The 20752-nt window shown below is 68.7% G+C and carries 17 protein-coding genes; 7 read left to right on the forward strand and 10 right to left on the reverse strand.

Annotated elements, in window-relative coordinates:
• Positions 1–30: 30 nt before the first annotated feature.
• The 3 genes from HUA78_RS04655 to HUA78_RS46180 form a co-directional block, all read right to left on the reverse strand.
• Positions 31–1449: a sigma-54 dependent transcriptional regulator gene (locus HUA78_RS04655; protein WP_141642889.1), complete on the reverse strand. Its 1419-nt coding sequence runs from the start codon at positions 1447–1449 to the stop codon at positions 31–33.
• A gap of 66 nt (positions 1450–1515) precedes the next feature.
• A complete protein-coding gene (locus HUA78_RS04660) occupies positions 1516–2637 on the reverse strand; it encodes a sensor histidine kinase (RefSeq protein ID WP_141642890.1) in 1122 nt (373 codons plus the stop codon).
• 16 nt (positions 2638–2653) lie between these two features.
• Positions 2654–3880, reverse strand: a complete 1227-nt coding sequence (locus HUA78_RS46180) for a prepilin peptidase (protein ID WP_371745494.1) — start codon at positions 3878–3880, stop codon at positions 2654–2656.
• 244 nt (positions 3881–4124) lie between these two features.
• Here HUA78_RS46180 and HUA78_RS04675 point away from each other — a divergent pair, with 244 nt between their 5' ends.
• The 4 genes from HUA78_RS04675 to HUA78_RS04690 all read left to right on the forward strand — a co-directional run bounded on the left by HUA78_RS04675 (position 4125) and on the right by HUA78_RS04690 (position 7450).
• A complete protein-coding gene (locus HUA78_RS04675) occupies positions 4125–4703 on the forward strand; it encodes a prepilin-type N-terminal cleavage/methylation domain-containing protein (RefSeq protein WP_254614326.1) in 579 nt (192 codons plus the stop codon).
• A gap of 98 nt (positions 4704–4801) precedes the next feature.
• Positions 4802–5725 carry a pilus assembly protein PilG gene (locus HUA78_RS04680; RefSeq protein ID WP_254614273.1) on the forward strand — a complete coding sequence of 308 codons (924 nt, stop codon included), beginning with the start codon at positions 4802–4804 and terminating at the stop codon, positions 5723–5725.
• Entirely contained in the window at positions 5706–6686 is a 981-nt protein-coding gene (locus HUA78_RS04685; RefSeq protein ID WP_174453019.1) for an ABC transporter ATP-binding protein, read from the forward strand. The genes HUA78_RS04680 and HUA78_RS04685 overlap by 20 nt, the downstream gene beginning before the upstream one ends.
• Complete coding sequence (locus tag HUA78_RS04690; RefSeq protein WP_174453018.1) at positions 6683–7450, forward strand: ABC transporter permease; 768 nt, start codon at positions 6683–6685, stop codon at positions 7448–7450. Before HUA78_RS04685 ends, HUA78_RS04690 begins: the two co-directional genes overlap by 4 nt.
• A 52-nt stretch (positions 7451–7502) precedes the next feature.
• Here the strand turns inward: HUA78_RS04690 and HUA78_RS04695 are convergent, their stop codons facing one another.
• The 4 genes from HUA78_RS04695 to rffA all read right to left on the reverse strand — a co-directional run bounded on the left by HUA78_RS04695 (position 7503) and on the right by rffA (position 13084).
• Positions 7503–9263, reverse strand: a complete 1761-nt coding sequence (locus tag HUA78_RS04695) for a tetratricopeptide repeat protein (protein WP_174453017.1) — start codon at positions 9261–9263, stop codon at positions 7503–7505.
• 108 nt (positions 9264–9371) lie between these two features.
• Positions 9372–11162 carry a glycosyltransferase family 39 protein gene (locus tag HUA78_RS04700; RefSeq protein ID WP_174468830.1) on the reverse strand — a complete coding sequence of 597 codons (1791 nt, stop codon included), beginning with the start codon at positions 11160–11162 and terminating at the stop codon, positions 9372–9374.
• Positions 11163–11246: 84 nt separating this feature from the next.
• Positions 11247–11960: a WbqC family protein gene (locus tag HUA78_RS04705; RefSeq protein WP_141642897.1), complete on the reverse strand. Its 714-nt coding sequence runs from the start codon at positions 11958–11960 to the stop codon at positions 11247–11249.
• On the reverse strand, positions 11954–13084 hold the full coding sequence (gene rffA, locus HUA78_RS04710) for a dTDP-4-amino-4,6-dideoxygalactose transaminase (protein ID WP_174453015.1): 1131 nt from the start codon (positions 13082–13084) through the stop codon (positions 11954–11956). Before rffA ends, HUA78_RS04705 begins: the two co-directional genes overlap by 7 nt.
• 225 nt (positions 13085–13309) lie before the next feature.
• On the opposite strand from rffA, the gene HUA78_RS04715 reads away from it, so the two are divergent.
• From HUA78_RS04715 to HUA78_RS04725, 3 genes are read left to right on the forward strand one after another with little or no spacing between them, the layout of a single operon-like run.
• Positions 13310–14308 (forward strand): glycosyltransferase family 2 protein, encoded by a 999-nt coding sequence (locus HUA78_RS04715; protein WP_174453014.1) that lies wholly within the window; start codon positions 13310–13312, stop codon positions 14306–14308.
• Positions 14295–14993 carry a class I SAM-dependent methyltransferase gene (locus tag HUA78_RS04720; RefSeq protein WP_141642900.1) on the forward strand — a complete coding sequence of 233 codons (699 nt, stop codon included), beginning with the start codon at positions 14295–14297 and terminating at the stop codon, positions 14991–14993. The genes HUA78_RS04715 and HUA78_RS04720 overlap by 14 nt, the downstream gene beginning before the upstream one ends.
• On the forward strand, positions 14990–16399 hold the full coding sequence (locus HUA78_RS04725) for an FAD-dependent oxidoreductase (protein ID WP_174475731.1): 1410 nt from the start codon (positions 14990–14992) through the stop codon (positions 16397–16399). Before HUA78_RS04720 ends, HUA78_RS04725 begins: the two co-directional genes overlap by 4 nt.
• Before the next feature lie 22 nt (positions 16400–16421).
• Here HUA78_RS04725 and HUA78_RS04730 read toward each other — a convergent pair whose 3' ends face one another.
• From HUA78_RS04730 to HUA78_RS04740, 3 genes are all read right to left on the reverse strand, one after another.
• Positions 16422–17834 carry a sigma-54 dependent transcriptional regulator gene (locus tag HUA78_RS04730; RefSeq protein WP_281291621.1) on the reverse strand — a complete coding sequence of 471 codons (1413 nt, stop codon included), beginning with the start codon at positions 17832–17834 and terminating at the stop codon, positions 16422–16424.
• 26 nt (positions 17835–17860) lie between these two features.
• A complete protein-coding gene (locus tag HUA78_RS04735) occupies positions 17861–19402 on the reverse strand; it encodes a nitrogen regulation protein NR(II) (RefSeq protein WP_174475854.1) in 1542 nt (513 codons plus the stop codon).
• A gap of 61 nt (positions 19403–19463) precedes the next feature.
• Positions 19464–20717, reverse strand: coding sequence for a type II secretion system F family protein (locus HUA78_RS04740; protein ID WP_174453011.1), 1254 nt, complete (start codon positions 20715–20717; stop codon positions 19464–19466).
• Between the last annotated feature and the right edge of the window lie 35 nt (positions 20718–20752).

The following is a 20752-nucleotide window of genomic DNA, read 5'->3' on the forward strand; positions in this document are numbered from 1 at the left end:
GTCAAATACGGCCCGACGGAATCTCCCCCTTCAGCTCCGTTCGGCCTCCGCGTCCGGGTCGATGCCGTACTCCTTGATCTTGTACAGCAACGCCCTGTGACTGATGTCCAGGACCTCCGCCGCCCGGGTCCGGTTCCCCTTCGTCCGTCTCAGGGCCGCCCGGATGTAGGACTCCTCCAGCTCCCGGATGGCCCGCTTGAGCGACAGGTCGCTACCGACCTGTGGCATCCCGCCGGTGTTGGTTCCCGTCGGCCCGGGTGCGGGCGCGGCCCACAGCCTTTCGGGCAGGTTGGCCGGAAGGATGTGCGGGCCATCCGCCAGGAGGACTGCCCGTTCCATGGCGTTCTCCAGCTCGCGCACGTTGCCCGGCCAGGCGTAGGCGGACATCAGGGCCTCGGCCTCTGGCGACAGGCCTTCCACGGGAGACTCGCGGTTGAGCTCGCGGTTGAAGCGGTGGATGAAGGCGCTCGCCAGCAGGGGCACGTCCTCGCGGCGCTCTCGCAAGGGAGGCACCCTCACGTTCACCACGTTGAGGCGGTAGTAGAGGTCCTCGCGGAACTCCCCCTTCTCCACCAGCTTGCCCAAGTCCCGCAGCGTCGCCGCCACCACGCGCACGTCCACCTTCTCCACCCGGTTCTCGCCCACCGGACGGATTTCTCCTTCTTGCAGCACCCGCAGGAGCTTCACCTGCGCGGGCAGCGGCAGCTCGCCCACTTCGTCCAGGAAGAGCGTGCCGCCGTCAGCCTCGGAGAAGAGGCCGCGCTTGGCCGTGCGCGCATCGGTGAAGGCGCCCTTCGCGTGACCGAACAGCTCGCTCTCGAGCAACCCTCCCGGAATGGCGCCGCAGTTGACGGCGACGAAGGGGAGCGGGGCTCTCGGGCTGCGCGCGTGCAGCTCCCGGGCGATGAGCTCCTTGCCCGTACCGCTCTCCCCGCTGATGAGCACGGTGGTGTCCACCGGTGCCAGGCGCGCCACCTGCTTGAGCACCGCATGCAGCGACGCGCTCCCTCCGAGGATGTGCCCCTGGGGCACGGAGGGAAGACCGCCCTGCTTGAGGCGCCGGTTCTCGCGCAGCAACCGCTCGCGCTCCTCGGCCTTGCGCAGGACGAAGACGATTTCCTCGGGCTTGAAGGGCTTCTGGACGTAGTCGTACGCGCCGGCGGACACCGCCTCCAGGGCCTGCTCCTGCGAGCCGTAGGCACTCATCACCACCACGGTGAGCCCCGGGTGCGCGGCCTGCGCCTCGCGCAGCAGCGTGAGCCCATCCTTGCGAGGCATCCGCACGTCGGAGACGAGGACGTCGTAGTCGCGCGTGGCCAGCTCCCGCAGCGCCTCCTCCCCGTCCGCGACAGCGCGAACGTCGTAGCCCTTGTCGGTGAGCACCAACGTGAGGATGTGCCGGATGGAGGGCTCGTCATCGGCGACGAGGATGGTGCGGAACAAGGACATGGGGGCCTTCTGGCATCATCCCCCAGTCCCGAGGCAGGAGATAGCTTCTGGCCGGACAGCGTCCGCTCACACGGCGGGCAGGGACACGGTGAAGCGCGCGCCACCTTCGGGCAGGTTCTCCGCCCCCAGCCGCCCGCCCATGACCTGCGTCAGCCGCAGCGACACCGCCAGCCCCAGCCCCGTGCCCTGTCGCCCCTTCGTGGTGAAGAAGGGCTCGAACAACCGGGGCATGACCTCGGGCGGAATGCCTGGGCCGTGGTCCCTCACCACCAGCCGGGCCTCTCCCTCTTCACGAAGGGTCACCACACTGACGCTCCCCTGCCCTCCCATGGCCTGCGCGGCGTTGAGCAGGAGGTTGATGAGGATCTGCGACAGCGGGCCCGCCTCCGCCCGGGCGAACACCCCCGGTTCCAGCGCCAGGTCCACCGACACACCCGCGAGCTCGGGCGCGGCGCGGACCAGCCGCACACACGTCTCCACCACCGAGCCGACATCCACCGGTCCTGGGGACGCCGTCTCTGGACGCCCCAGGTCCAGCAGGCTCCGGACGATGCGGTCGATGCGCTGCACCTCGTGGTCGATGCGCTCCAGGTAGTCCTTCAGCTCCTCCGTGGGCGCCTTCATCCGAGCCAGCGACAGGTACCCGAGGATGCCCGCCAGGGGGTTTCCCACCTCGTGAGCCACGCCCGCCGCGAGCCTGCCCACCGTGGCCAGCCGCTCGGCGGAGACCAGCTCCGTCTGGGCTCGCGCCAGACGGGTGTTGGCCTCCCGCAGCGACTCCACCTGGGAGCGCGTGAGGGCCTGCTCCGAACGCAGCGCCTCCGCCAGCCGCTGCAACGCGCGCTGCATCCTCGACAGCAGCGGCCCGCCTTGCGTGGGTGTCAGGTGCGGGTCCAGTTCCAGTCGCCCCAGCTGTTCCACCATGGCCTCGGCGGAGCGCAGCGGACGGCCCACCGTCAGGTCCAACACCACGTACGACAGCAACGTGAGCGCGACCAGGTCCAGTCCCAGCGCGAGCGGCAGAAAGCCTCGCACCTGCGTCAGCACCTCCGCGTCCGGTGTCCCCGGCGACACGAGCCGGCGCCCCAGCTCCAACAACCGGATGAGGACGGGCTGCAGCGACAACCAGGAGAGTCCCGTGCAGAGCGAGCTCAGCAGGAACGCCACGCTGGCGATGCGCCACTTCATCGCGCGTGCGCGCGCTTCACGGCGCGCCCCCGAGCAACATCGCGATGTCCATCGGCAGCACGCGCGCGAGCCACGGCCCCAGCAACATCACCTCCAAGCCCGCCAGCGCGAGCCACGGCCCGAAGGGAATGTTGGTGGGCCCGGGCACCCACTCCTCTTCCTCGCCCGTTTCATCGTCCATGGGCGCATCGGGAATCGGCTGGAAGAGCAGGCACCAGGGCACCAGCAACAAGCGCTTCCACAACGGAATCCCCGGCCGGGTGAACTCCCACGTCATCGTGGATTCGGGCTCGGACTCATTCGTGCCCTCGGGCCCGGCCGTCGTCGCGCCGAGGCCAGGAGACGACGCGTCAGCCGGAACGACAGGCGGAAGCGCCGCGCTCTCGGTACCGGAAGGCAGGGCGGCGCCCTCGGTCGTGTGCGAGACGAGCTTCTCCTCGGAAGGGGAAGCCGCGCCTTCGGATGCCTTGACGCGCGGAGCATCCGGAGGTGGCGCAACGCCCTCGGGAGGCGTCACGGGCGCGGCATCGGGAGGTGTCGACGGCCCCGCGCGCCCGGTGAGTCCGAGCATGGCCAGTCCCACCACCGCGCCTTGCAGCGATGACAAGAAGAGGATGCCCAGCAAGGCTCGCCAGGAAAGAAACGCCCCCAGGAGCGCGACGAGGAACTTGTCACCGCCGCCCAGCGCTTCCTTTCGGAAGACCTTCCAGCCCACGTACTCCATCAGGCGGAAGGCGAGGAAGCCGATGACCGCTCCCAACGTGGCGTCCACCACCGCGTCCGCGCCTCGGGGCACCGCGAGCACCAGCCCCGCGGCGATGCCCGGAACCGTCAGCGAAAACGGAAGGATCCAGTGCGCCAGGTCGATGAAGGTGAGCGGTATCAGCAACGACACGAGCACGAGCGCGGGGAACAACTCGTACGTCCACCCGAACCTCCGCAAACACGCGAGGAAGAGCAGTCCGGTGAGCAGCTCCACCAGCACGTAGCGCGGGGAGATGGGCGCGTGACACGAACGACACCGAGCCCTCAGCGCGAGCCACGAGAGGACGGGGATGTTCTCGTACCAGGACAGGACATGCCCGCACTTGGGGCAGCGCGAACCTGGCCGGACGATGCTCAGTCCTTCAGGGACACGGGCGATGACGACATTGAGGAAGCTGCCGATACACAGGCCGAGGACCAGGAGGAAGGCGGTGAAGAGGGGCCCGGCCCAGCCTGGCACGAGTGAGGAGTCCGTCACGGAGTCGGGCATCCTAGCGTCGCGGCCCAGGGAGGACAGCATCGGGGATCGACGATTTGCGGCAGGCGCGGTGACAATTTTTGGCAGCTCGGGCGAGGAGCGAGCGAGATCCGCCCCACCCCGCTGTGGGAATTCACCGGGTTGGGGCAACTGTTGGCCATGGCACCGTTCGTGCTATGAATCCGGGCTGTCGTTCAACCCCCCTCTGCACCTGCGGAGCACTCCCGACATGCTGAACCGTCTCCTGAAGAAGAAGGGTGGCTTCACCCTCATCGAGCTGATGATCGTGGTCGCCATCATCGGCATCCTGGCCGCCATCGCCATCCCGAACTTCATCCGCTTCCAGGCCAAGTCCAAGCAGTCCGAGGCCAAGACGAACCTGAAGGCCATCTTCACGGCCCAGAAGGCGTACTTCGGCGAGAAGGACAAGTATGTTTCGGACTTCAAGGTCGTCGGCTTTGATCCGGAGCCGGGCAACCGCTTCACCTACGCCATCAAGGCGGGCTGCGCTCCGGCGGCGCAGGCAGTCAACGCGCGCCAATATGATCAGGGCTGCATCGGCCAGGACTCGGCGCGCTTCAATCAGGCCCCCACGGTCGCGGCGCCCATGGGCAAGATCGGCGTGGACGGCAACTGCCCGAACTGCGAATTCTACGCGACGGCGGCCGGTAACGTCGACAACGATGCGTTCGGCGACACCTGGGGCATCACCTCCCTCGCGACGGTGTCCACCGCGCTCACCAACACGTGCGGCATCGACCCGCCGGGCACGATCGGTGGCGGCGAGCCGGGTAACGCGTACAACGACGTGAGCTGCCCGTAATCATGTAGGCGCTGGACCTCTGGTTGGGTGAAGCGCCGCGCTGTATCAACGGGACATCCGGGGCTCCTCGGGTGTCCCGTGTCTGCTTCTTCAAGGGAATGATGCGCAAGCTGCCTACCGTGCTGCTGGTTGCTGGACTGCTTCTGGTGGTCTACCTCTCTGGCCAGCCCCGCCCCCCTCCGCATCTGGGTGACCGTCCCATCCTGCCGCGCCCCGGTTTCCTCAAGGCACTGTTCAAGGCGCAGCTCGGCCTGGTCACCGACTACTTCTGGATTCTGACGATCAACCGGGTCGGCTCGGCCAGGTCTGTGTCTGATTACCGCGACGTCTACTACTACGCGGACCTCACGACGGACCTCGACCCCCGGTTCGCCAAGGTCTACACGTTCGCGGGAATCACCATCCCCATCCACATGGGTCGTGAGCAGTACGCGAACGTCAAGGAGTCCTCGACCATCCTCCGCAAGGGCATGGCCAACACGCCGGAGGACAAGCGCATCCACTTCCAGCTCGCCTACAACCTCATGTTCTTCGAGCGCCGCTATCAAGAGGCGGCCGCCATCATCGAAGCGCTCGCGAGGGAGCCCGGCGCGCCGGAGTGGTACTCGGGGTTGGCGACCCGGTTGTATGCCCAGGCCGGGGAGTTCGAAACCAGCCTGGGTCTCGCGCAGACGTTGCGCGACAGCGCCGAAGACGAGGAGACGCGCACGTATTACGAGCGCCGCGTGAATGAAATCCTCCAGGAGCGGCTTCTCCGGCAGCTCGACGAGGCCCTAGAACACCACAAGGCTCGCACCGGCCAGTTGCCCGGCTCCCTTGAAGCCCTCGTCTCAGCAGGAGACCTGAGCGAGCTTCCTGGCGATCCCCTGGGCGGCAAGCTCTTCCTGGGTGACGACGGACGCGCCTATTCCACGGCGACGCGGTTCCGGCTGGGAATCATCTACAACGAGAAGACGTCGGACGGGGAGCGCCTCGTTCCAAAGCCCATGGACGCGAAGAACCATGAATCCCCTCAGCCCTGACGCCCCTCCCATTCAAGTCCGGGGACTCTCGAAGACCTACAAGGTAGGCTTCTGGTTCAACCGCACCGTTCGCGCCCTCCAGGGCCTGGACCTCGAGGTGGGCGCCGGGCAGATCTACGGCCTGCTCGGTCCCAACGGCGCCGGCAAGTCCACCACCATCAAGATTCTGATGAACCTGGTGCGGCCGAGCAGCGGCAACGCGTTGCTGTTCGGCCAGCCCGTGGACAAGGCCGCCACGCGGCGACTCGTGGGCTTCCTGCCAGAGAATCCCGCGCCCTACGAGTACCTCACGGGCCGTGAGTTCGTGACGCTCGCGGGCCAGCTGTGCGGCATGAGCGGCCACGAGCTCGACGTGCGCGTGACGGAGGTCCTCGGCTCCGTGGAGATGGGGGCCGCGGAGAAGCTCCAGATTCGGCGCTACTCCAAGGGCATGGTGCAGCGCGTGGCGCTCGCGCAGGCGCTGGTGGCCCGACCGAAGATGCTCATCCTCGACGAGCCCACCAGCGGTCTGGACCCCGTCGGACGACGGCAGATGCGCGACCTCATCCTCGCCGAGAGAGACCGGGGGACCACCGTCCTGTTCTGCAGCCACATCATCCCGGACGTGGAAGCACTCTGTGACAGGCTGGCCGTGCTCGTGGGTGGCCGTCGCGTGCGCGAGGGCAGCGTCAGGGAGCTGCTCTCCACGCAGGTGCCCACCGTGGAGATGGTGGTGGAAGGCCTGCCGCTGGAGCAGGTGAAGAGCCTGGGCGTGGCCCTGGAGTCCACCCAGTCCCTGGACGGGCGTGTGCGGGTGCAGGTGCCCGATGCCCAGAGCCAGAAGATGCTGAGCCAGGTGCTGGCGGCCGGCGGACGCGTCAACAGCCTCCAGGCGGCTCAGTTCTCCCTGGAGCAGCTCTTCATGGACGCCCTCAAGGATTCCGGACGAACGACGAGTGTCGGCGGGGAGATCAACACATGAGCGCGTTCGGCGCGATGGTCTGGAACGGGTTCCGGGAGGCACGCCGCAACCGCGTCACGGTGGTGGTCGGCGCCTTCGCGGCGGTGGTGCTGCTGTCGTCGACGTTGATTACGGAGGTGACGGTCGCCACGTTCGACCGGGTGCTCACCGACTTTGGCCTGGGAATGATGAGCCTCATCCTCGTCTTCCTCACCATCTTCCTGTCGAGTGGGCTGCTGAGCCGCGAAATCGAGCGGCGCACCATCTTCCTCGTCGTGAGCAAGCCCGTGTCGCGCACCCAGTTCCTGCTGGCGCGGCTGGCGGGCAACATGCTGACGCTCGCGGTGATGATGGGGGCGATGATGCTCATCTTCGCCAGCCAGTTGCTGATGTTCCAGGTGAGCATCCACTCCACGCAAATCGTCGCGGCGGTGGGTCTCTGGTTCGAACTGCTGGTCCTGACCAGCGCGGGAATCCTCTTCTCGAGCTTCACGGGCCCCGCGGTGTCGGCCATCGCCACCACCGGCATCTATTTCACCGGCCACCTGGCCTCGGACCTCTACGACATCGCGAACCGACTGGATGACGGCTCGGTGAAGACCTTCGCGAAGGCGCTCTACTACCTGCTGCCGAACCTGGAGCGGATGAACTTCCGCCCCTATGCGACGTACGGCCTCCCGGTCGATACCTCGACCTTCCTCTCGGGCGTGGGCTACGGCCTGGGCTGGGCGGCGCTCTTCACCGCCGCCGCCATCTTCATCTTCGAGCGGCGCGACTTCCGTTGACGAGGCGGGGCTGGACCGAACGGGCCACCCCTCACTCACGCTGTCGCCTGAATCAGGGCGGGGAGCCCAGGGCCATCCGGGCCTGCTGCAATCCTCGCCGAGCGGGCTCTGACTCTGGCTGGAGGCGCAAGGCCTCCTCCAGTGGAGCCACCGCCTCCGCTGGGCGTCCCATCTGCAGCAGCGTACGCCCGAGCTCCAGGTGAGAATCCGCGCGACGCGGAGCCAGCCGCAAGACCTCCTGAAAGCGAGCAACCGCCTCCTCCATCCGCTTCGTCCGCCGCAACGCGAGCCCGAGGTTGTGGATGACCACCGGCTCGCCAGGACGAAGCTGGAGGATGCGCTCGAACTGGACGATGGCGAGGTCCATCCTTCCCAGGAGCGCGTAGGCCACCGCCAGGTCGCTCTGGATTTGATAGCTGCGTGGCAGCTCCACCGCGGCAAGCTGGAGCTCGGCCAGGGCCTGCTCGGGGCGACGCGCCTTGAGATAGGCCCCGCCCAGATAGCCTCTGAGGATGGGCTGGCCAGGCGTCATCGCCACCGTGTCTTCCCAGAGCGAGACCTCGTCATGCCAGGCGGGCACACGCACCAGCGTCAGCACGGAGCACACCACGACGACACCCCCCACCAGGAGCTTCACTGCTCGCGCATGCTCGCGCCATCGCTCCAGGAGCCCTCGCAGCCCCGTTGCGGCCAACAGGCAGAAGCCCACGGAAGGCAGGTAGAGGAACCGCTCCGCGTAGGCCTCCACGCCCCTCAGCTGCAAGAAGAAGACGGGCAGGAGCGGGGCCAGGAGCCACACGCCGCCAGCGAAGGCCGGCCCCGCGTCGCGGCGCTTCCACCACAGCAGGCCGAGCAGGGCCACGAGCAACACGGAGCCCAGGGCGACCTGGGTCGGCTCGGGCGGAACACGCAGGGGAATGGTCAGCACGAGCGGATGGGGCCAGAGCAGCTTGCCCAGCAGCTTCCCCGCCAGGGCCAGCATGTGCAGGGGATACAGCCCCGTGCGCCCCGACCCCACGGGGACGGGAAGAGACAGGCCCACCGCGTTGAGCCGAAGGGCCGCGTACCCCAGCAGCCCCAGCCCCAGGGGGGCATATCGGAGCGCCCACCCCCGAAGCCCCGGGCGGGCGGGACGCGTGCCCACCGCACGGTCCGTGGCCCACAGCACCACGGGGAACACCACCGCCACTTCCTTGAACAGCAGGCCCGCGAACCACAACAGGCCCGCTCCCACGCCCCATCGCCATGAGCCGGAGCTCCCCACCATGAGGCGCACCGAGAGCAGGACCATCAGCGTGGCCGCGACGTCCATACACCCACTCACCCAGGCCACCGACTCCGTGTGCACGGGGTGCACGGCGAAGAGCAGCGCGCCGGCGAGCGCGGCCCAGCTTCCTGCCTCGGAGAGGTTCTCCCCGGGGCGACGGAGGCACTCACGCAGGAGCCATCCCACCAGGAGCGACGCCAGGCCATGCAGGAGCATCAGCACGAGGTGGTGCGGCCAGGCCGTGGTGCCGAAGAGCGCGCGTTGCGCGAAGAACAGCACGTGGGCGAGCGGCCGGAAGTAGCTCTCCGCGGGGCTGCGATCCACCTGGGAGGTGGGCTCGTCGTCGAACGCGAACAGCGGGCGCTGGAAGGCCTCGGCCAGCGTGTCCAGCGAGCGCAACCACGGGTTCTGCACCACGAGCGGGATGTCGTCATAGACGAGCCCGTTGCGCAGCGTCCCCGCATACACCGCCAGCGCCGTGACGAAGACGAGGAGGGAGTGCGGAGAAGGACGGAGGGAGCTGGGGCGCGCGGCGGAGGTTGCCATGAGGGGCCTCGAAAGCTCAGGGCCAGAAGGACGGGATGACGGCGGATTGAAACGCCGCGAGGGACGGACTCGCGGCGCCCACACGTTCGCGCGCTCGCATGACGCGCCTCAACGTCCGCCCGTTTCCGCGGTGGGCGCGGGCAAGGCGGGAGGAGGCGCGCCACCGACGTCCAGGGGCTCCAGCCGGAAGGGGTCCGGGGCCTTGCCGGGCACCATTCGGAAGAAGCGGCGATCCGGGAACCGCGGTCGCAGCTTCTCCGCGAAGCCCGGCCCATCGTGCAGGACGATGAGGTCCTCCTCGTAGCCCGGGTGCGGAGGCGGCCACTCCAGGACGAAGCTCCCCACCTTCCGGAACGCGGGCACTTGATTCCAGGCCACGGCGTACTGAGGCGCCAGCACCACCGCGCGCCCCAGCCCCGCGTCATTCAGGTACGCCTCCATCGACTCGTGGATGAGGGCCTGCTCTCGCAGGGCCAGCGCGTTGCGCATGTCGAAGATGCCCAGTCCGACCACCAGGGAACCGAGCACTCCCGCCATGACTGTCGCGGACGGCAGCTCGGCCCGGCGGGCCACATCCACCAGCCTCCGCAGCCCATGCACGGCCACCAGCGCCAGCGCCGGCGCGCATTCCGAATAGTGAATGGGACCCACCGAGTGGATGCCGTGGTTGTCGTGGAAGAGCCCCAGCCCCAGCAGCGCCAGCACCGACAGGAGCAACAGCTTCGTCAGCCGGTCCCACGACGCCCCGACTCCCACGAGGAGCACCCCCACCGGCCCGAGGAACCACACCGCGAGCATCAACGCGTTGTAGCTGGTGTTCGCGCCGAAGCGCTCCAGCATCGAGGCGTCATGCGCGGAGAGCTTCGCCGGGAAGGTGTACATGGACACGCGCGCGGGGAGCAACGCGTCCCCCGTCACCGCATGGTTGAAGGCGAGGAAGGCCACCACCGCCGGCAACCAGCCCAGCACCAGCCCTCCCAGGCACGCTCCCACGGGCAGCTCCCGGCGCACCAGCCGCCAGAGCACCCAGAGGTAGAACGGCGCCAGGAAGAAGAGGGTCTCGAACGGCCGGCACAGGAAGGAGACACCACTCACCAGCCCCAGCCACGTCCACCAACGCCCGCCCTTCTCCTCCGCCTTGAGGAAGCACACCACCGCCACCGACAAGGCCGCGCGGGACAGCAGGTGCGCATGAGCGGTCATCGACAGCAGCGCGGACATCGGTGACAGCAGCACCAGCAGCGCGGCCACCCCACCCCACGCCGGGCCCAGCCGCCGGGTGGCCACCCAGGCCACCACCACCGCGGGCACCGCCGCCGCCAGCGAGAAGACGAGCGAGCCCGTCCCCGTCAGCTCCCCCAACGCCCACGCCACCTGCAGCCCAAGCCACTCGAAGCTGGAGCCCATGCCATCCCGCACGTAGAGGAAGATGGTGGGGAAGGACTCCAGCGGGTCCGTCAGCTTCACCAGGAACCTGCCGCTGGCGAGCACCTGCCCACCGAAGCGAGCCGCCTGCTCGTCATCCGTGATGGGACGGTCCAGCAGGAACACGAAGCGCCCGACTCGCGCGAGCAGGAAGGCCACCACCGCCACCAACACGGCTCCAGCGCGCCGCTCCTGCGCGCTCAGCGCCTCCAGCCGGCGCCACATCCGGACCGCTGGCGCCGACAGCCCATGCACGAGCGACAGCCCCAGCAGGACGCCTCCCGGCACCAGCAACAGCGCGTGGCCCAGCCACTGGTACAGCTCTCCGGAAGAGCTGGCGCTGAAGGGCATGCGGAAGGAGACGGTCAGCCCGGGTGCGGTCTCTTTCAACCCGAAGAAGGCCGCCACCAGAAAACACCCCAGGGCGCCCTGGGCCACCGCGTTCCATCCCGTACTGCCACGAGCCGAAGTCATCGCTCTCGTGGGGTAGCACACCCCTCGCGCGCCGGGCAAAGCCGCAAGCACGGACGCGAGGACGAACAGGGGGCAGGCAGCCCCTCAGCGAGCCCGCTGGCGCCAGCCCCAGATGGCCTCGGGTGCCTCCGGCCCCAGGTGGAAGAGCACATCCAGCACCGTCACCGCGTGCTCGAAGGGTGGATGGGGCTGGGGGTACGTGGGGTACCCCGCGTAGTCCTTGTAGGTGAGCTGGATTCCCGCGGCGTCGAAGTCCTCCTGTCGAAGGTAGTCGCGAGCCGCGGGGCCCGAAACATAGTGCGTGGCGCCCGCGTGCCGCAGCAGGTCGAGGATCCGCTCCCGCTTCGCGCCGGTGAGCGTCCATTCGCGCGAGTCGCGAAAGCGCACCTGGATGCCCAGACACTCCTCGGCGATTCGGCGCACCAGGAACTGGTTCAGCTCCGACAGGTGCGTCCACGTCCGCTCCAGGTACACCTCACGCAAGAGTGGCGCATAGCGCTCGAAGTGGGGCGCGCGGCCGTACTGGTGTCGCAGCGTCTCCCAATGCTTGCGCGCCCATGTGCCCTCTTCGATTCGCACGTCGCAGATGAGCCGATCCGTGCTGGAGCCCACCGGCACCGTGAGCCACACCGGCCCCTGGGCCGTCTTCACGCGATTGCGGTTGCGCCAGTCGCGGTGCGTGTACTGCACGTCATCGTAGAAGATGAACGTGTCCACATCGTGGATGATGTCGAAGTAGCCCTTCCAGGGCAGGTAGTTGGATTGGATGATGGCGACGGAGTGCCGGGCCGCTAGCACCGAAAGTCCCTCACGGCGGAGAGCACCGTGGACTGCTCCGCTTCCGTCATCGTGCTGTAGAACGGCAGCCGCACCAGCCGGTCGCTGACGTCCTCCGTCACCGGACAGGCGCCCACCTCTCCGCCAAACTTCCGGCCCATCTCCGAGCTGTGCAGCGGCAGGTAGTGGAACACGGCGTTGATGCCCTGCTGACGCAGCTGCTGGATGAAGCGCGTGCGGGCCTCCAGCGACGGCATCAGCAGGTAATACATGTGATAGGCCTGCTCGCAGTGCGCGGGCACGTGGGGCTGGGCCACGCCCTGGGCGGTCGCCCAGGCGGAGAGTTCCCGGTGGTACGTGTCCCAGAGCGCCCGGCGCCGCGCCTGGATGCGCTCATGCTCGCGCAGCTGCCCGTAGAGGAAGGCCGCCAGCAAGTCCGACATGACGTAGCTGGAGCCGATGTCCACCCACGTGTACTTGTCCACCATTCCGCGGAAGAAGCGGCTGCGGTTGGTGCCCTTCTCGCGGATGATTTCCGCCCGCTCGGCATGGTGCGCGTCGTTGATGAGCAGCGCCCCCCCTTCTCCACAGCTCACGTTCTTCGTCTCGTGGAAGCTGAGCGTGGAGAAGGTCCCGAAGGTGCCCAGGGCCCGTCCCCGGTAGTGGCCAAAGAGGCCATGCGCGTTGTCCTCCACCACGGCCACGCCTCGGCGCGTGGCGATGTCCATGATGGCGTCCATCTCACAGCCCACGCCCGCGTAGTGGACGGGGACGATGAGGCGCGTGCGCTCGGTGATGAGCGCCTCCAGCTTGCGCTCATCCAGGTTCAGCGTGTCGGGCCGCACGTCCGCGAAGACGGGACGCGCGCCCCGCAACGCGAAGGCGTTCGCGGTGGAGACGAAGGTGAAGGACGGGACGATGACCTCGTCCCCCGGCTGCAAATCGAGCAGCAGTCCGGCCATCTCCAGCGCGTGGGTGCAGGACGTGGTCAGCAGCGCCCGCCTCACGCCCAGCAGCTCCTCCAGCAGCGCATGGCACTTGCGCGTGAACCCCCCATCTCCCATGAGGTGGCTGTTGGCCAGCGCCTGCTCGATGTACTTCGCCTCGTCTCCAAGCATCTGCAGCCGATTGAAGGGAATGGTCATGGCGTCACGATGAAGCAGGCGGGAGGGCCTCCAGGCTACAGCACCCTCCCGGGCTCCGGGAGCCGCTCGAGCCTCGGAGGGGCTCCCCCGCCCGCCCGGAGGACACCGTGCTCGGGGTGCCCCAGGGACTCGCGGCGACCAGGCGAGCGCACTCCGCCGCGCGACAGGTCCAGGGAACGCGGTAGGATTCGCGAGCGTTGGGCTCCCCCGCCCGCCCCCCTTCGCATGAGCCCACCCGTCGTCGACATCTCCGTGGTCGTCCCCTGCTTCCGTGGGGAGTCCTCGCTCCCCGAGCTGTGCGCGCGGCTGGTCCGCACGTTGGAGGCCCGCCACACCCCCTTCGAAATCATCCTGGTCGACGACAGCGCCAGGCCCGCGCTGTGGGCCGTCATCGAGAAGCTGGCGCAGGGGGATGAGCACATCGTGGGCGTGCGGCTGATGCGCAACTTCGGGCAACACAACGCCACGGTGTGCGGCTTCCGGCATGCCCGTGGGCGCTGGGTCGTGACGCTCGACGAGGACCTGCAGAACCCGCCCGAGGAGATTGGCGCGCTGCTGGCCCGCGCCGAGCAGGCCGACGCGGATGTCGTCTACGGTCTGCCCCGCGTGAGGCAGGGCCCCGGGTGGCGCTCGCTGGCCTCGCGCCTCATCATGGTCATCCCTCGCAGGGTGATGCGGGTGGCCTTCGACATCTCCGCCTTCCGGCTCATCTCCGGGCGCGTCGCCGCCGAGGTCGCCCGCAGCGAGCGGCACGACATCATCCTCGACATCTACCTGTCCTGGGTCACCGACCGCATCACCGCCGCCGAGGTGCGCCACGAGCACCCCGAGGGGCTGCGCAGCTCGTACACGCTGGGCCGACTGGTGACGGTGTTCTTCAACCTGCTTTTCAACTACGCCACCTTCCCCCTCCGGCTCGCCTCCGTCGGCGGCTTCCTCTTGTCCGTGCTGTCCGCCATCGCGGGCGGAGTGGTGGTCTTCTCGCGCATCACCGGGACCATCACCGTGCCTGGCTGGGCATCGCTGGCGGTGGCGGTGCTGTTCTCCTCGGGAGTGACGCTGCTCGGCGTGGGCATCCTCTCCGAGTACGTGGCGCGCATCTTCCTCCAAATCAATCAGAAGCCCCAGGCGGTGGTGCGGCAGGCGACGAGCACCTCCAGGCTGGCCGTCGCGGAGCCACGGGCCGAGCCCGCGCGACAGGAGACCCTCCATGGACATCGCTGAAGAGCAGCGCGCCTTCTACGGCGCGCTCCTGGACCAGTACGGAGACGACCCCCGTGCCCTGTCGCACCGGGACCAGGCCACCCAATACGAGCGCTTCCACCGGCTGGCCCGGCTCTTCGAAGGCGCGTCAGGCCCCTTCTCCGTGCACGAGGTGGGGTGCGGCATGGGGCACTTCGGCGAGTTCCTCCAGCACCATCACCCAGAGGCCCGCTACTCCGGCAGCGACGTCCATCCCTCGTTCACGGAGTCGTGCGCGCGCAAGTTTCCCCAGGGCACCTTCCATACGCGCGACATCGTCGCGAGCCTTCCGCCCGAACGGTACGACTACCTGACGCTGTCGGGGACCTTCAACGTCCGGCTCTCGGCCACGCCCGAGGCCTGGCGCGGCTTCGTCGAGGGCATGCTGGCCGCCATGTACGCGCTGTGCACGAAGGGCTTCTCGGTGAACTTCCTCACCACGTTCCACGACCCCGAGTACACGCGCGAGGAGCTGTACTATCAGCCGCCGGGCGCGCTGCTGGACTTCGTGGTGGGCAAGCTGAGTCGGTTCTGGGAGCTGGATGCCGCGGGGCCCCTCTACGAATACACGTTGCGCGTGTACCGCCCCGAGCACGTCCACGCGCGACACGCGGACCCCGCCTTCGCCCGCTACTTCCGCTCCGCCCCGCGCCCCGTCTCGCCATGAGCATCTCCGCCTCCAGCGCCCCCTCGCCCCTGTCGCCCCGTCCCCGCATCGCGGTGGTGGGTGCCGGCCCCGCGGGCCTCACCGCCGCCTATGTCCTGGCGAAGGCCGGGGCCCAGGTCGAGGTCCACGAGGGCAGCCGCGTCGTCGGCGGACTGTCACGCACCCTGGACTTGTGGAACCAGCGGGTGGACCTGGGGCCGCACCGCTTCCACACGCAGGATGCGCGCATCGACTCGCTCTGGAAGAGCGTGGTGGGAGAGGACTGGGCCACCGTCGAGTCCCATCCCGGCGTCTTCCGGAATGATGGGAAGGTGCTGCGCTACCCGCTCCAGGTGGTGGATGTGGTGCGCAAGGTGGGCCTCACCGAATCCATCCGGTGCGTGCTCGACTACGGGCGCCAGCAACTGCGCCCGCTTCCGGAGGTTCGAACGTTCGAGGACTGGCTGGTGCAGCACTTTGGCCGCCGCGTCTACGAGCAGTTCTTCCGAGACTTCAACGAGAAGTTCTTCGGACGGCCCTGCTCCGCGGTGGACGCCAGCGTGTCCGGCGCCGCGGCCAAGGACGCCTCGCTGGTCGACACCGTGCTCGCCGCCTTGCGCACGGGCGCGAGCAACGCCCGGGCACGCGCCGTCAAGCAGGTCACCGAGCAGTTCCCCTACCCCCAGCGCGGCACCGGTGAAGTGTACGAGCGCATGGCCCAGTTCGTCCGCGACCACGGCGGCGAGGTGTTCCTGGAGAGCCGGGTGGAGGCGCTGGAGGTCGAGGGCCGCCGCGTGACGGGGCTGAAGTCCTCCCACGGCTCGCGGGCCTACGACTACATCATCTCCAGCGCCCCGCTGGTGCCGCTCGTGGCACAGCTTCCAGGCCAGCCCCCCGAGGTGCAACGGGCGCTCACCGAGGCGCGCGACGTGCTCACCTTCCGAAGCGCGCTCCTGGTGTACCTGGAGGTCCACGAGACGGGGCTGTTCCCCGAGTCCTGGCTGGAGATGCACACGCGCGCGGTCAGGACCTGCCGCGTCACCAACTTCCGCAACTGGGTCCCCGGACTCTACGGCGCGGAGCGCTCCACCATCCTCTGCGCGGAGTACTGGTGCTCCCAGGACGAGGCCCTCTGGAGCGAGTCCGATGAAGCCATGGCGGCGCTCGCCTGGAAGGAGCTGGAGTCCGTGGGCCTGCTGGGGCCGGCCCCGGTCGGGCGATTCCACGTGGTGCGCCTGCCGCGCTGCTATCCGGTGTACCAGCCCGGCTTCCAACGCGTCCTCCAGCCCCTCCAGGAGCACCTCGACAACTTCGAGCGCCTGAGTTCCATCGGCCGCGGCGGCCGCTTCTCCTACAACAGCCAGGACGCCAATTGGCGCATGGGCCTGGAGGCCGCGGACGGCGCCAGGGCGGCGCTCGGCTTCTAGGTCCGGGCCCGCGAGGGGAGCGTCACTCACCGCTTCGCACCGGCGCGGGGTCCTCCAGTTCGTCCGTGAGGCCATGCTTCGCCAGCCGGTAGCGGAACGAGCGGAAGGACAGGCCGAGCAGGTCCGCCGCGCGCGTCTTCACCCCACCCGCCTGCTTCAGCGCCGCCAGCAGGTAGCGCCGCTCGCTGTCGTCCAGGTGGCGCTCCAGGTTGAAGCCGCCGCTCAACTGGGGCTCGCCGCCCTCGCCCGGACGCGCCACCGGCTCCGCCTCGCCGCGCACCGCGGGCGGCAGCGTGGACGGCCCCAGCAGGTCCGAGTCGGACAGCGTGGCCGCGCGCTCCACCATGTTCTGCAGCTGCCGCACGTTGCCGGGGAACGCGTAGCGCTCGAGCAACGCCAGCGTCTCTGGCGCGAAGCGCAGGCCCGGCCGCCCCAGCTCCTCCGCCATCCTCGACAGGAAGTGGCCCGCCAGGAGCGAGATGTCGCCCGCGCGCTCGCGCAGGGGTGGCAGCTCCAGCGTAATCACATTGAGTCGGTAGAAGAGGTCCTCGCGAAAGCGCCCCGCCTTCACTTCCGTCTCCAGCCGCCGGTTCGTCGCGGCGATGACTCGCGCCTGGAAGGGCACCTCCGCCGCGCTCCCCACCGGCTTCACCTTCCGCTCCTGGAGCACCCGCAGGAGCTTCACCTGCGTGGCCAGCGGCATCTCGCCGACTTCGTCCAGCATCACCGTGCCCTCACCCGCGGACACCAGCAGGCCCGCGCGCTCGTGCAACGCCCCCGTGAAGGCCCCCTTCACGTGGCCGAACAGCTCGCTCTCCAGCGTGCCCTCGTTGAGCGCCGCGCAGTTGAAGGGCAGGAAGGGCTGGGCCGCCCGATTGCCGCGCATGTGGATGCCACGCGCCACCAGCTCCTTGCCCGTGCCGCTCTCCCCCGTCACCAGCACCGTGCTGCGCCCCGGCGCCACCTTCTCCACCAGGGACCACACCGCCTGCATCCGCGCGCTCTGCCCCACCGCCACGCCCAGCCCGGGCAACAGCCGCGCGCGCAGCGTGATGTTCTCCTGCCGCAACGTGCGCTTCTCCAGCGCCTTCTGCACCAGCAGCCGCAGCTCCTCGTTGTCGAAGGGCTTGCAGATGTAGTCGTACGCCCCCTCGCGCATCGCCTCCACGGCGGCGGACGGCGTCCCGTAGGCCGTAATCAGCACGACTTCCGGAGGCTCCTTGCGCGCCCGCGCCGTGCGCAGCACGTCCAGGCCGCTGCCCGTCCCCAGCTTCATGTCGGAGATGACCAGGTCCACCCCGTCGCGCGCGAGCACCTCGCACGCGGGCTTCACCCCGGGCACGCTCGTCACCGCGTAACCCTCGCGGTGCAGCAACAGCTCCAGGTACTCCCGCATGGACAGCTCGTCGTCCACGACGAGAATGTGGCCTCTCACTCCGCTCTCTGCTGCATGCGCGGTCGTCACAGCGGCAACCCCACGACGAACTCCGTTCCCTCGGCCGGGTCCGAGCGCACGCGGATGGAGCCGCCATGCGCGCGGACGATGGAGTGCGCGGTGGACAACCCCAGTCCCGTGCCTCCGTCCCGCGTGGTGAAGAAAGGCTCGAACAGATGGCCCATCATCTCCTCGGTGATGCTTCCCGCCGAGTCCCACACCCGAATCTGCGCTTCCTTCTCGCTTCTCGCCAGCCCCACCCGCACCTCGCCCCTGGGTCCCGCCGCCTGGAACCCGTTGCGCACCAGGTTGATGAGCACCTGACGCAGCTGGTCCGGATCCACCGCGGCCGTCAGCCGCTCCTGCGCGGACACCTCCACCCGCACGTCCCGCGCCAGGGGGTCCGCCCGCAACATGTCCACCGTCTCCGCCAGGAGCGCGTCCAGCGACACCTCGCGACGCATGGGCTCCGGAGGACGCGCGAAGCGCAGGAAGTCCTCCACCAGCCGCCCGAGCCGATCCGACTCGCGCACCAGGATGTTGGTGAGCTTCTGCACCACCACGTCCCGCGAGCACTCCTGCGCCAGCAGCTGCGCGGAGCCTCGCATCGCCGCCAGCGGGTTGCGCAGCTCATGCGCCAGCTGCGCGGAGAGCGCCCCCAGGCTCGCGAGCCGGTCCGAGCGCTCCAGGTCCTCCTCCATCCGCCGCAGCTCCGTCAAATCCTGGAAGACGATGAGCAGCGCCCCCGGCTCGCCCTCCAGCGGCGTCACCGACAGCCCGAGGATGATGCGACGACGCCCCCCGTCCATGCCCACCACCAGCTCGCCGCGCGACGAGCGGGGCGCGAGCCCCGACACTCCGGGGAGCAGCGACTCCAGCGGCTGACCGGTGCTGACCATGTCCTCCAGCTGAAGGATGCCGTGCGCGGCGGCGTTGACGTATGTGACGCGCTTCTGGGCATCGCAGGTGATGAGCCCCGACGGCATGGAGGAGAGAATCTGCTGCTGGAGCCCTCCCAACCTGCGCAGGTCCGCCTCTCGCGCGGACAGCGCGCCGCCCGTCGCGGAGAGCTGCCGGGACAGGTAGCCCGCCAACACGGCGATGAGCGCCAGCGCGAGCAGATTGCTGCCCAGCACGAAGAAGCCCCGGCTGGACAAGAGCGGCCCCAGCGGCGCGACGTCCGACAGCCGCAGCACCCCCACCAGCCCGGCGAAGGACAGCGCCGCCGCCGCCGCCACCCAGAGGGCCCCTCGCCAGTCCAGCACCACTGCGGCGCCGATGACGGCCAGGCTGTAGAGGAACGTCAGCGGGGAGTCGGAACCACCACTCAGGAACACGAGGCCCGTGGCGATGACGACGTCGCCCAGCACCTGCACCCACGCGTCCAGCCGGCCGGCCTTCTCCCGCCGCAGCCGGATGCCCACCACCACCGTGGAGACATACGCGGCGACAATGACGGAGAGCGAGAGCGAGTCTGCCCGGCTCGGCTCCTCGAGGGGCTGGAGCAGCAGGCGACCCACGGTGATGACGAGCGACAGGCTCGCCGCCACCGTCCGGAACAACACCAGCCAGACCAGGCGCGCGCGGAGCCTCTCGGACTCGTCCGCGCGCGCCCTGGCGACAGCGGAGCTACTTGATGGCACCGGCAATGGAGAAGATGGGCAGGTACATGGCGATGAGGAAGCCACCGACCACGCCGCCGAGGAACACCATCAACAGGGGCTCGATCATGGCCGTCAGCGCGCTGACGGCGGTGTCCACTTCGTCGTCGTAGAAGTCGGCGATCTTGTTGAGCATGGTGTCCATGGCGCCCGTCGCTTCACCGACGCCAATCATCTGCACCACCATGGACGGGAACACCTTCGTCTCAAGCAGCGGACCGGCGATGTTCTTGCCTTCGGAGATCTTCCCGCGAACGTAGTAGATGGCCTCTTCCACCGTGCGGTTACCGGCCGTCTTCGCCGTCACGTCGAGCGCGTCGAGGATGGGCACGCCCGAGGAGATCATCGTGCCCAGCGTGCGCGTGAAGCGCGCCACCGCCACCTTGCGGAGCACGGGACCGAACAGCGGCAACTTCAGGAAGACCTTGTCCCAGAACTTGCGGCCCCTGGGCTGCCTGTAGCTCCAGGTGAAGGAGACGACCAGCGCGGTGATGATGCTGATCACATGCAGCCAGTACGCCTCCGCCCAGGCGGACAGGTCCACCACGAACTGGGTGGGAGCGGGCAGCGCCGAGCCGAAGTCCGCGAACATGGCCGCGAACACGGGCGTCACCTTGAGCAGCAGCAGCGCCGTCACGCCAATGGCCACGAGGATGACGATGGCCGGGTAGGTCATCGCGCCCTTGACCTTGCGCTTGAGCTTCTCCGCCTTCTCGCGGTAGGCCGCCAGACGGTTGAGGATGGTGTCGAGGATACCGCCGACCTCACCGGCCGCGCAGAGCTGGATGTAGAGCTCGTCGAAGACCTTGGGGTGCTCCTTGAGCGCATCCGCGAAGGTGCTGCCCTGCTCCACCTTCGCCTTGATGGCCAGCACCACCTTCTTGAAGGCGGGGTTGTCCATCTGGTTGGCGAGGATGTCCAAGCACTGCACCAGGGGCAGACCCGCGTCGATCATCGTCGCGAACTGACGCGTGAAGACGAGGATGTCCTTGCCCGTGACGCCGCCGAAGCCCGGGAGGCTGATTTCTCCGTCCAGCGCGCTCTTCTTGCGCACCTTGACGGGATTGAGGCCCAGGGACTTGAGCCGGGCGTTGACGGCCTCGCTGTCCGAGGCCTCCATCTCGCCCTTCTTCGTCTCCCCGCTCTTGGTCTTCGCCTCCCAGAGGAACTGGGCGGTGTTCTTCTTGGAAGCTGTTGCCTTCTGGACTGCCGGTGCTGCCATGAGCTCGACCTCCGCAAACGCCGCGCGAGTCTAAC

Origin of the sequence: Myxococcus sp. CA033, assembly GCF_013336625.1 — a bacterium.
GTDB lineage: Bacteria > Myxococcota > Myxococcia > Myxococcales > Myxococcaceae > Myxococcus > Myxococcus llanfairpwllgwyngyllgogerychwyrndrobwllllantysiliogogogochensis.

Bases quoted from the DNA above. Each gene is read 5' to 3' on its own strand.
- HUA78_RS04655 (WP_141642889.1), bottom strand. From the start codon at position 1,449: ATGTCCTTGTTCCGCACCATCCTCGTCGCCGATGACGAGCCCTCCATC.
- HUA78_RS04660 (WP_141642890.1), bottom strand. From the start codon at position 2,637: ATGAAGTGGCGCATCGCCAGCGTGGCGTTCCTGCTGAGCTCGCTCTGC.
- HUA78_RS04680 (WP_254614273.1), top strand. From the start codon at position 4,802: ATGATGCGCAAGCTGCCTACCGTGCTGCTGGTTGCTGGACTGCTTCTG.
- HUA78_RS04685 (WP_174453019.1), top strand. From the start codon at position 5,706: ATGAATCCCCTCAGCCCTGACGCCCCTCCCATTCAAGTCCGGGGACTC.
- HUA78_RS04690 (WP_174453018.1), top strand. From the start codon at position 6,683: ATGAGCGCGTTCGGCGCGATGGTCTGGAACGGGTTCCGGGAGGCACGC.
- HUA78_RS04695 (WP_174453017.1), bottom strand. From the start codon at position 9,263: ATGGCAACCTCCGCCGCGCGCCCCAGCTCCCTCCGTCCTTCTCCGCAC.
- HUA78_RS04700 (WP_174468830.1), bottom strand. From the start codon at position 11,162: ATGACTTCGGCTCGTGGCAGTACGGGATGGAACGCGGTGGCCCAGGGC.
- rffA (WP_174453015.1), bottom strand. From the start codon at position 13,084: ATGACCATTCCCTTCAATCGGCTGCAGATGCTTGGAGACGAGGCGAAG.
- HUA78_RS04715 (WP_174453014.1), top strand. From the start codon at position 13,310: ATGAGCCCACCCGTCGTCGACATCTCCGTGGTCGTCCCCTGCTTCCGT.
- HUA78_RS04720 (WP_141642900.1), top strand. From the start codon at position 14,295: ATGGACATCGCTGAAGAGCAGCGCGCCTTCTACGGCGCGCTCCTGGAC.
- HUA78_RS04725 (WP_174475731.1), top strand. From the start codon at position 14,990: ATGAGCATCTCCGCCTCCAGCGCCCCCTCGCCCCTGTCGCCCCGTCCC.
- HUA78_RS04740 (WP_174453011.1), bottom strand. From the start codon at position 20,717: ATGGCAGCACCGGCAGTCCAGAAGGCAACAGCTTCCAAGAAGAACACC.